11 protein-coding genes and 1 pseudogene are annotated in these 11,098 nt (G+C 42.3%); 7 read left to right on the forward strand and 5 right to left on the reverse strand.

The window, feature by feature from the left end:
• Positions 1 to 145: 145 nt before the first annotated feature.
• Positions 146 to 778: a response regulator gene (locus tag L4C33_RS15215; RefSeq protein ID WP_428813267.1), complete on the reverse strand. Its 633-nt coding sequence runs from the start codon at positions 776 to 778 to the stop codon at positions 146 to 148.
• 2 nt (positions 779 to 780) lie between these two features.
• The gene (gene narQ / locus L4C33_RS15220) at positions 781 to 2,484 is read right to left on the reverse strand and encodes a nitrate/nitrite two-component system sensor histidine kinase NarQ (protein WP_428813268.1); all 1,704 of its coding nucleotides are present in this window, start codon (positions 2,482 to 2,484) and stop codon (positions 781 to 783) included.
• 319 nt (positions 2,485 to 2,803) lie between these two features.
• Between narQ and napF the strand changes: the two genes are divergently transcribed.
• From napF to L4C33_RS15250, 6 genes are all read left to right on the forward strand, one after another.
• Positions 2,804 to 3,283: a ferredoxin-type protein NapF gene (napF, locus tag L4C33_RS15225; RefSeq protein ID WP_428813269.1), complete on the forward strand. Its 480-nt coding sequence runs from the start codon at positions 2,804 to 2,806 to the stop codon at positions 3,281 to 3,283.
• Between the two features lie 20 nt (positions 3,284 to 3,303).
• On the forward strand, positions 3,304 to 3,609 hold the full coding sequence (locus L4C33_RS15230; RefSeq protein ID WP_428813270.1) for a chaperone NapD: 306 nt from the start codon (positions 3,304 to 3,306) through the stop codon (positions 3,607 to 3,609).
• Positions 3,606 to 6,095, forward strand: a complete 2,490-nt coding sequence (gene napA / locus L4C33_RS15235; RefSeq protein ID WP_428813271.1) for a periplasmic nitrate reductase subunit alpha — start codon at positions 3,606 to 3,608, stop codon at positions 6,093 to 6,095. Before L4C33_RS15230 ends, napA begins: the two co-directional genes overlap by 4 nt.
• An 85-nt stretch (positions 6,096 to 6,180) precedes the next feature.
• Complete coding sequence (locus tag L4C33_RS15240; protein ID WP_428813272.1) at positions 6,181 to 6,642, forward strand: nitrate reductase cytochrome c-type subunit; 462 nt, start codon at positions 6,181 to 6,183, stop codon at positions 6,640 to 6,642.
• Positions 6,643 to 6,671: 29 nt separating this feature from the next.
• A complete protein-coding gene (locus tag L4C33_RS15245; RefSeq protein WP_428813273.1) occupies positions 6,672 to 7,253 on the forward strand; it encodes a NapC/NirT family cytochrome c in 582 nt (193 codons plus the stop codon).
• 11 nt (positions 7,254 to 7,264) lie between these two features.
• A complete protein-coding gene (locus tag L4C33_RS15250) occupies positions 7,265 to 7,402 on the forward strand; it encodes a TIGR02808 family protein (RefSeq protein WP_428813274.1) in 138 nt (45 codons plus the stop codon).
• Between the two features lie 89 nt (positions 7,403 to 7,491).
• Here the strand turns inward: L4C33_RS15250 and L4C33_RS15255 are convergent, their stop codons facing one another.
• Both L4C33_RS15255 and L4C33_RS15260 read right to left on the reverse strand, forming a co-directional pair.
• The gene (locus L4C33_RS15255) at positions 7,492 to 7,791 is read right to left on the reverse strand and encodes a DUF2218 domain-containing protein (RefSeq protein WP_428813275.1); all 300 of its coding nucleotides are present in this window, start codon (positions 7,789 to 7,791) and stop codon (positions 7,492 to 7,494) included.
• 22 nt (positions 7,792 to 7,813) lie between these two features.
• Entirely contained in the window at positions 7,814 to 9,826 is a 2,013-nt protein-coding gene (locus L4C33_RS15260) for a TonB-dependent siderophore receptor (RefSeq protein ID WP_428813276.1), read from the reverse strand.
• 116 nt (positions 9,827 to 9,942) lie between these two features.
• Here L4C33_RS15260 and L4C33_RS15265 point away from each other — a divergent pair, with 116 nt between their 5' ends.
• Entirely contained in the window at positions 9,943 to 10,932 is a 990-nt protein-coding gene (locus L4C33_RS15265) for a helix-turn-helix domain-containing protein (RefSeq protein ID WP_428813277.1), read from the forward strand.
• 9 nt (positions 10,933 to 10,941) lie between these two features.
• On the opposite strand, the pseudogene L4C33_RS15270 reads toward L4C33_RS15265, so the two are convergent.
• A pseudogene (locus L4C33_RS15270) lies at positions 10,942 to 11,098 on the reverse strand (siderophore ABC transporter ATP-binding protein); the annotation flags it as partial.

An 11,098-nucleotide genomic window follows, 5' to 3' on the forward strand; every position in this document is an offset into this window, starting at 1 on the left:
CAAAAAACTCACTATCACGAACTGTTAACATATAAAAAAGGCATGCTGACGTTAATCAACATGCCTTTTATATTCTCAATGTGTATAGCGGCTTGCGTACTCATACTCAGCTATCTTACTAGCTGGGTTTACTGCTTACAGTTTGCTACTTCAGATCACCGTAACGTTCTAAATATAAAACGGTAGCTGCTGTACGTGAAGGCACTTGAAGCTTCTTAAGTAGGCTCTTCATATGCACTTTAACAGTAGACTCTGAGATAAACAGGTGGTCAGCAATCTGCTTGTTACGGTAGCCTTTAGCAACCTCTTGTAAAATTTGCATTTCACGCTCGGTAAGCTGTTCAAAGATGTCTTCACGATCTTTGTTATCCACTAAATATTTAGCGACAACACTGCTGTATGCTTTCTCACCACTGTKCGCTTTTTTCAGCAGATCAATCAACTCATCTGGTTCACTGTCTTTCAACAAGTAACCATCAGCTCCCGCTTTAACGATAGCCTCGATATCTGCTGGGCTATCAGAAACCGTTAGGATAACGATGTTTGCGTTCGAACCATCAGTACGTAACGCTTTCAGAGTATCTAGGCCAGACATACCTTTCATGTTCAGATCAAGCAAGATCAGATCTGGATCGTCTTCATGTGCTAATGCAACAGCTTCAGTACCATTACTTGCTTCAGCAATTACATCGAATTCATCTTCAAAACTCAATAACTGGCTGATACCGCGACGCATTAACGGGTGGTCATCCACCAACATTACTTTACATATCGTCAAACTTAGATTTCCTTTAAACTTTTATACTTTAAAATCACTTTGCAACCGCTACCTTTAGCCGCTTCAATTGTTAGGTCACCATTAAGCCTTGCCGCACGTTCTTGCATGATACTCATGCCATAGTGGTTTAATTTTGAATCACTTGGTTCAAAACCATCCCCATTATCTTTTATTTCAACGAGTACATCCCCTTCTTCATCAAGACAACACACATCAATAACACTAGCATTTGCATGCTTAATGGCATTCATTGTTGCTTCACGAATTAACTGTAAGAGATGCACCTGTCTGTGAGCATCTAACTCAATTGACGATAAGTTATTTATTAGAATTATTTTCGCGTCCGTACGCTCATTTAGTTGTTCTAGCATGTCGCTCAGTGCCTCACCAAAGCTTCCTTCTTTGATTGTTAGCCTGAACGTTGTTAATAGTTCTCGAAGCTGGGTATAAGCCCCCGACAAACCATCATTTATTTCGGATGCGATGCTATCTGCCTGCTGAACACGTTGATGCTCTGGCAGCTTACCGATTACGCGCTTAAGCAGCGTTAACTGTATTTTTAGATAAGAAAGCGACTGTGCGAGTGAATCATGAAGTTCACGAGCGATAGTGGCTCGCTCTTCCATCAGTATCAGCTGCTCCGCTTTCTTTTGAGCATGATTATAATATATCGCTCTCGACAATATCTGGATAAAGTTCGCAATTAACGCATGATCTTCCGTTTGGAGATTATGTGTACAATATAGATAGCCCAAATGAGTATCATCAAGTTTCAATTCATATTTCTGTTCATATTCTGTCACATCCAAGCCTTCATCAAAAATCAAAGCTCTTCCGCCAACGTCTTCAATTTCCAGGCGAACTGAATCAATCCCTTCCAGACGAACTAAGTATTGAAGAATGGCTCTAAAATTATCTTGGTTAATCCGCGCTGCAGTAAGCTCTTGCGACGAATCGTATAGCACCTGCAGCGACTGGTTAGCCTTTTGAAGTTTATGGGTTTTTTCGTTAACCGCTTGCTCTAAATTCCGATACAAAACACCTAAATCTTGTGCCATTGAATTAAAGGTTTTAGTAAGGATACCCATCTCGTTACTACTGGTTACTTCTAGCTGAACATCAAAGTCATGATTTTTAATTTGCTGACTAGCTCCAACTAACGCATGAAGCGGCGTAACAACTTGTTTACGTACAAAATGAACAACAAATAAGGATATGACAAGAATGCCACCAAGGCCTAAGCCTCCAACCCAAGCTAACTTTATTAATTTTTGCTCAGAGAACTGCTGGAGCTTGAATACAAAGCCATCAATTTCCGATACGAAATTCGCAACAATGATCAAATAGTAATCTCGCTGTTCGCTTTGCAGCACCGTTTTTAGCTCATGCCACCTACCAATAATTCGATAATAGTCTTGAGTGATATCTGAAGGTACATCCCAATCCTGCAGGTTCTTCATTGATGGTGAATACAACGAAGCTTCAAATTGAAGAATATGGGATGAATAATCCATAGATTTCACTTGGATATCATGTGCTAAGCGGTAACTTTGCATACGCATTGATCCCGCGACATTGACGGCTTCAGCATCATTCAAACTGGATGCAAGTGTAAAAATAGCAAAGCCAGTTGTGGCTACGGACAGAAGTAGAATCAACACCAATGACTTAGCAATGGTACTCGCCACAGAAGAGACTGGATTCATAATGAGAATGGTATTCCTACGTTTATAGAGATGAGAAAACTAGGTGGAAAAGAGGAGAAGTTTAATCTGCCTATTCAATATGTGATCAACTACCGGACATTTTATTGATCTAAAACAATCTCGACTAACATTAGCCCTTAAGGGGTATTTATACAAATATTTCTAAATCTACACTACGTGTGAAAATTAATTAATGTTTATTAATAGCTTAGCATCACATTTTGTTAACAACCTTGCGCTTTTCACGTATATAAGGCCACGTATCAAATGTGAGTACGCTATATTGGTAAATGTATTGAAACAAAATGGGCGAGCTTAAGTGGTTGACTTAACCAGAAGACGTTTATTTTCCCGTAGGAAAGTCGACGAAAGTCAGATTCGACTACCGTGGATTAAAAAACTCAGTGCGTTTACAGACGATTGTACACGTTGCGGCAAGTGTCTTGATGTCTGTGAGACAAAAATCATCACCATTGGCGATGGCGGTTTTCCTACCGTCGACTTTAATATTGATGAGTGCACATTTTGCTATAAATGTGCGGCAGTTTGCCCTGAGCCTATTTTTGCAGACATGCAAACGACGCCGTGGCCTGCTAAAGCATCAATAAGCAGTGAGTGTTTAGCAGAGAAAAACGTCGAATGTCGCAGCTGCGGCGATATGTGTGAGCCAATGGCCATTCAGTTTCAACTTAGAGCTGGTGGTGTTGCCTTACCCAAGATTGAGTTAGATGAATGTAGTGGTTGTGGGGCGTGCGTTTCGGTATGCCCTACTTCAGCAATTCTTGTGAGCAATAAATAAAAATAACGAGAGCAATAAATATGTCACTAAGTGAAGTGCACATTTCAAGTTTAGTTGTACATGTTGCCCCTGAGCACCTAGCAGAAACCAAAGCGAAAATTGAAAAATTTGAAAACGCTGAGATTTATGGTGACAGCCCAGAAGGCAAAATCATCGTAGTACTAGAAACTGAAAACCAAGGTTTCGTTACAGATACTATCGAAGAGATCAACAATTTACCGAACGTACTAGGCACAGCTTTGGTTTATCACCAAATCGAAACTGGTTTAGACGATATAGATTCAGACACTGGAAGTAACAATTCTCAAATCGAGGGTGAAGTATGAAAATGACAAGACGTGCGTTTGTGAAAGCAAACGCAGCTGCATCAGCGGCAGCCGTTGCAGGTGTAACTCTGCCAGCAACAGCAACCAATCTGATTGCAAGCTCCGATCAAACAAAAATCACTTGGGACAAAGCGCCTTGTCGTTTTTGTGGTACAGGCTGTTCAGTACTAGTTGGTACTCAAAACGGTAAAGTAGTAGCAACACAAGGTGACCCTGAAGCACCAGTGAACAAAGGTCTTAACTGTATTAAAGGTTACTTCCTTTCAAAAATCATGTACGGCAAAGATCGTCTTGAACAGCCATTACTTCGTATGAAAGATGGAAAATTCCATAAAGATGGTGATTTCCAACCTGTTTCATGGGACATGGCGTTTGACGTGATGGCTGAGAAATGGAAAGCATCTCTGAAGAAGAACGGTCCRACAGGTGTTGGTATGTTCGGTTCTGGTCAGTGGACAGTAATGGAAGGCTATGCAGCAGTTAAGCTAATGAAAGCTGGTTTCCGTTCAAACAACATCGACCCTAACGCTCGTCACTGTATGGCTTCTGCTGTAGGCGCATTCATGCGTACTTTCGGTATCGATGAGCCAATGGGTTGTTACGACGATTTCGAACACGCAGACGCATTCGTTCTGTGGGGTTCAAATATGGCAGAAATGCACCCAGTACTATGGACTCGTATTACAGACCGTCGTCTAAGCCACCCACACGTTAAAGTAAACGTACTGTCTACTTACTACCACCGTTCATTTGAGCTTGCTGACACTGGTTACATTTTCGAACCTCAATCTGACCTTGCGATTGCAAACTTTATTGCAAACTACATCATCCAAAACGATGCTGTAAACTGGGACTTCGTTAATAAGCACACGAACTTCAAGCAAGCAACGACAGACATCGGTTACGGCCTTCGTGATGACGATCCGCTACAGAAAGCTGCAGCTAACCCTAACTCAGGTAAAATGACTTCAATTTCTTTCGAGGAATACAAAAAGTCTGTTTCTGAATACACGGTAGAAAAAGCATCTGAAATGTCAGGCGTTTCTGAAGAGAAACTTCTAACTCTTGCTAAGCAATACGCAGATCCAAACATCAAAGTAATGTCACTTTGGACTATGGGTATGAACCAACATACTCGTGGCGTTTGGATGAACAGCCTTGTGTACAACATCCACCTGCTTACAGGTAAGATTTCTACTCCAGGTAACAGCCCATTCTCACTAACTGGCCAACCATCTGCGTGTGGTACAGCTCGTGAAGTTGGTACGTTCTCACACCGTCTTCCGGCAGATATGGTTGTTGCGAATCCTAAGCACCGTAAGATTGCAGAAGACATCTGGAAACTTCCAGAAGGCACTATCCCACCTAAACCAGGTAAACACGCTGTTGCTCAAGACCGTGCATTAAAAGACGGAACAATCAACGCTTACTGGGTTATGTGTAACAACAACATGCAAGCTGGTCCAAACATCAACACTGAACGTCTGCCAGGTTACCGTAACCCAGATAACTTCATTGTTTGTTCAGACCCATACCCAACAGCAACAGCGCAAGCCGCTGACCTTATCCTTCCAACAGCAATGTGGATCGAGAAAGAAGGTGCTTACGGTAACGCAGAGCGTCGTACTCAAGCATGGTACCAACAAGTTAAAACTGTAGGTGACGCTAAGTCTGACCTGTGGCAAATCATGGAGTTCTCTAAACGCTTCAGCATTGAAGAAGTTTGGGGCGAAGAGCTTCTAGCTAAAGCACCAGAACTACGTGGCAAAACCATGTACGACGTGCTTTACAAAAACGGCAACGTTGATGCATTCCCACTGTCTGAAGCTCAAGAGCTTAACGACGATGCACAAGCTCAAGGTTTCTACGTTCAGAAAGGTCTTTTCGAAGAGTACGCAGCATTCGGTCGCGACCACGGTCACGATTTAGCACCTTACGACACTTACCATAAAGTACGTGGTTTACGTTGGCCTGTTGTTGACGGTAAAGAAACACTATGGCGCTTTAAAGAAGGTTCAGATCCATACGCTAAGAAAGGTTCGGGCTGGGACTTCTACGGTAAGCCAGATGGCAAAGCACTGATCATCAACGCACCATACGAAGCTCCACCTGAGTCACCAGATTCTGAATACGATATGTGGCTATGTACTGGTCGTGTTCTTGAGCACTGGCATACAGGTACTATGACTCGTCGTGTACCAGAGCTATACAAAGCAGTACCGGATGCACTTTGTTACATCCACCCTGCAGACGCTAAAGCTCGTGGCCTACGCCGTGGTGATGAAGTTCTTATCGAAAACAAACGTGGTGAAGTTCGCGTACGTGTTGAAACTCGTGGCCGTAACCGTCCACCACAAGGCTTGGTATTCGTACCATTCTTTGATGCAAGAATTCTGATCAACAAACTGATTCTGGATGCAACGGATCCTCTGTCTAAACAGACGGATTACAAGAAATGTCCAGTTAAGATCACTAAGGTCGCTTAGACGTTGGTCAATGTCAGGCTGTAAGTCATTTCAATTATGACTGCAGCCTAACCAGAGAATTTTGCCTTAAGGCGGAGATTAAAACATGAAAAAATTTCTCATCGCACTTTTATCTGTAGGTGCTTTAATGGCCGGTGCTGTACAAGCACAAGCTGAAATCGATAACCCTGGTGGAATTGGTGGTGTCGAATCTCTACGTGGTGCTAGCGAACTAGAAACAACTCGCGCTGCAGACGACTTTAAAAAGTTCCCACGTGATCAAGTTCTTGAAAGTGATTACGTATACCAGCCACCTCTAGTACCTCATACTATTCGTAGCTATGAAGTATCTCTAAACGCGAACAAATGTCTTGCTTGTCACAGCTGGAAAAACGCTAAAGAGATGGGTGCAACGAAGATCAGTGTAACTCACTACATGAACCGCGAAGACGCAGTACTAGCTGACGTATCACCTCGTCGCTACTTCTGTCTACAGTGTCACGTACCTCAAGCTCAAGCTAAGCCTTTAGTTGAGAATGAGTTCAAACCTGTTGACTCACTGCGTTAATCGTAGCCGGACTGTAAGAGAGGCTATATATGATAAAATTATTAAAAGCGTTTTGGAAAAGACTGGCGACGCCAAGTAAAGCAGCCGTTGGTGTTGTTTTATTCCTGGGTTTCTCAGGTGGTCTTTTGTTCTGGGGTGCATTCAACACAGGTATGGAAGCAACTAACACAGAAGAATTCTGTTCTGGTTGTCACGCACCTATCGTTGCTGAAAYCCAAGAAACGATCCACTACTCTAACCGTTCTGGCGTACGTGCAATCTGTTCAGACTGTCACGTACCTCATGAGTGGACAGACAAAATTGTTCGTAAAGTTCAGGCTTCTAAAGAGCTATTTGCTTACTTCGTTCTTGATACCATAGGTACAGAAGAGAAGTTCCAAGAGCGCCGAGCCCACTTAGCGGAGCGTGAGTGGTCACGCTTTAAGAAGAACGATTCACTTGAGTGTCGTAACTGTCACCAGTTTGACTACATGGATTTCTCTGAACAGAGTCCACGCAGTGCGAAACAACACTCTACAGCACTCGCTTCTGGTGAAAAAACATGTGTAGATTGCCACAAAGGTATTGCACATAAACTACCAGACATGCACGGTGTTGAAGGCTGGCAATAAGGAGCTAATAAATGAGTACTTTAGAAAATGTCATTTGGCATATCCTAGGTTACACCGCTATGCCAGTTATCGTTCTTGGTGGATTCGCAGGTGTTGCAGCTGTATCGATTTGGATTTTATCGTTAGGTAAAGACAAAGAAATCGATTAGAAATCAAGTTAGAGTCAACTTTTGCCTATTATGTTGACGTTAAAAAGCCACTGAATTCAGTGGCTTTTTTATTACGTGTAATTTAGAGTTTACCCCTCATACCAATTTAACTCTATTACCTCTCGTCGAGAAAATAGCTCTACATGTCCCGCGATTATTGATTTTTGAATCTCTAGCTTTTGTTCACTATCTGCATTACAAATGATTTTCAACGCAGTGCTATTATCGTTAACGATGAAAGATGCCGTGCCAACCGGAAACTCAACCTTCCCTTCTCTTTCATCCCATTTTGCTGGAACTTTTCTTCCAAAATGTCGGCACATAACACTAAGATATTTGCTCGCATGTTCGGACTCAATTTCAACGCTTGATTGGTATGTCTTAGTCATGGTTCAACAGCCTATGCTCCAATTAAAACTGATAAGCTAAAGACAGCTTATAGTTACGTCCTGGCTCATAGTCATCGGTTACAGCTGTTTTAGCGAGTCCACTTCTTGAAGCGTGAGATACGTAAAGTTCATCAAACACATTGTCGATTCCGAATGTAACGCTTAGGTCTTCAACGTTTGATGGAATCCACTGGGCGTACAGATTGTGCACGTTGTAAGCTTCTTTAGGATCCGCTGATTCTTCGACGTTATCCTCTTCAAGAACGACAATTGATGTCCAACCAAATAAGGTATCAATAGACTCTGCTTGATAATCAAGCGTAACTGCGATGCTGTCACCTATATCGCTGCTGTTACCGTTACCTGCGATGATTGGCCCACCATTGGTTTTGTCTTCGTTGTCTGAACGCGAATACGAAACTTTCGAGTGGAACATTTCATACCCGTATGTTGCGCTTAATTCAAAGCCTTGGGTTTCAACATCACCTAAGTTGTAAATTCGGTAAGAATCAGACGTTCTTTGGTAAGCTTCTGTAATGTAGTCGTCAATGCTTGTTCTAAAGGTCGTAAATGTCGCACCTAGATAATGGCTGTCAATTTGCTTATCAAATCGAACCCCTATTTGGCTGTTTTGACCAGTTTCAGCTTTGATATCGTCATCCATATACGCAACATCCTGATAGCGTATATAGGTTTCAAGTAATTCAGGGCCTTTAAATAATGAACGCGTGTTTGCAAATACTGCCCAGTCTTCAACAAACTGCCAATCAGCACCGAGTGCCCAAGTCACTTCATTAAAGCTTTTATTACTTGTTACAGCATCACGCTGATAGTCATCAAAGCGTAAGCCTGCGGTAACGAAGAAATCGTCCGTCAGATGTAATGTATCTTCAACAAACACCGCTGCTGACGTCGTTGACTCTTCCATAAATGCAGTAGTGCCATATTCACTACTGGTTGTACGATCGATGTAGTCAGCTCCATAGACAAACGTGTTATCAAATCCAGCTAACGTTAGATGTGTTTGGAACTTAGCTGTAGCACCTAGGTTTTGGTTTTCAGCGCTATTTTCTGATGAACGTGTTGGTCGCCAATTCGCAATAACAGATTCGTCACGTGTAATCTCCGTTGTACTCGAATACACGGTTACTTTACCAGTATGGGTGTCACCACGAAGCTGGTACATCGCTGTGAAAGTATCTCTATCATATTCAGTGGGTACAAGAGCGTCATTAGTTAGCGCATTGTTGGCCGAACCTGACATATCGGGACGTGGGTTATAATCACCACTATCTCTATAAATATCTGCGCTTAGCTGGAATCGGTGCAAGTCTGATGGTTCAAACCCTATTTTAGCAAGCACGTTATATACATCACCTGCGGCACCGTAGGTTTCCGTGCCATCACCATCTTCAAAGTTATCTCGGCTCACGCCATGTCCATAAATCAAGGCATCAACATTGTCACTTAATTTTCCGTAAACAGTCAGAGAGCCTTGTTCACTATCGTTCGAAGCGACACCACCAAAGACTCTGACCCCAAACGTTTCACCATAAGCCAATAAGTCATTGGCATCTTTCGTTTCAAAATACACGCCGCCGCCAAGACCCGACTGCGTAACAGAATTATTACCCACTTGAATATCGGCAGACTTAATAATGTCTGGGTTTAGCGTTAAGTTACCAATGTGATGGAACATATTGGCATGTTGAGAAGCACCGTCTAAACGAATATCCAGATCAGCTTCTCCCATGCCACGTATGTTAATACGCTGGTTTACGGAGTGCGTTCCACCCACATCCACGCCCGGAATATCGCGAAGCAAGTCAGACATGTGATCCGCTTGTTTCAGCGACATATCTTCTGCATAAACAGATTCAGAGTTACTCGATACCTTTGTACCCCACACGACAACTTCTTCAAATTGTGTTTCGTCTGCATTGCCTTCTTCCGCATACGCTGTTCCGCTCAATGCAGCTCCAATTGCAAAAGCTATCAGTGTTTTTCTTTTGGGAGCTATATTCGCCATTTCCATGAATTGATTCCTAAATACAAATGATAATAATTCGCAAACATGGTAAGTTTCAAAGTCATTAATAGATAGCAGAACCACTTATGCAAAAATGCATAACAGTTATTAGGAAAGTTCAAATGGCAAATCAGGTCATCTCTAACTCAAGGAAGAGCGTTAAGAAGGTAGCCTTAACTCGGAAAATAGAAGAGTCTGAAAGGCAGTTGATCGTAGGAAAAATGCGTAATATTGAGTCGCCACTTGTATCTGGTCAGTTTGTTTCGTATCGATGTGGAGAGAATTACTCCATTCATGGAAGCAATGGCATCGAGCTATCCAATTCTGAAGTTGTATCCGTCGCACCAGCTTCTGTGATCATTACATTACTAGTTAAAGGGGAATTAGAGTTCGGCTATAACAACTTACACTTTTCACTGGATGCCGATAATTCCCCTCAAGCCGTTATCGTAAACCTTGATAAACCAACAAGCTTTCACCGTAAAATAAAAGCTGGGAATAGCGTATCAAAGTTAAATATTATGATCTCCCCACAATGGATGGCACGTTTAAACCATGAATCAGCAACAAAGCTACCATTTTTAGAGAATAAAGAGTCTTATCAAAACTTAACATTCACCGATGAGATGGCAGCACTGACCAATCAGCTCATTACTGCTGATAAGGAACCGTCTTTTATTCAATCCATATCAACTGAAATCGCCATTCAACAGCTGATCCTTGCTGTCTGCGAGCAACTAGAGAGTGGAAGTATTCAAAGCCAAACTGCGCCAGTACAGCAAAATAAGGATCTCAAAATTGATCAAGCGATTCATTATATTGAAACCCATTTGTCAGAAGAGATTAGCCTAGAGAAACTATCAAGCCATTTGATAATGAGTGTTTCAAATTTGCAAAGGCGTTTCAAACAAGAGCTAGGGATGACGACAGCAGGGTACATTCGCCAACGAAGGTTAGAAATCGCGAAACAGCATATAGAACGAGGCACAATGACGATTACCGAAGCTGCCTATGAAGCTGGCTACCACCACCCTTCTAACTTCTCTAACGCCTTCAAAAAAGCCTTTGGATATTCACCCAAAGGCTTCCTAGAGCAATGTGTATCACCATGAAGAGCTAAGTTAGTGATAAGTACACATTCGTTTTCCATCAACTTCCATTACATTAAAGGGCGTTTCATAGATCTCACTAAGCACCTGAGCATCAATTACTTCTTCAACCTTACCACTCGCCACTACTTTGCCTTTCTTAAGCGCAATAATGATGTCTGAGTAACAT

The sequence above is a fragment of the Vibrio makurazakiensis genome (assembly GCF_050337375.1).
GTDB lineage: Bacteria > Pseudomonadota > Gammaproteobacteria > Enterobacterales > Vibrionaceae > Vibrio > Vibrio makurazakiensis.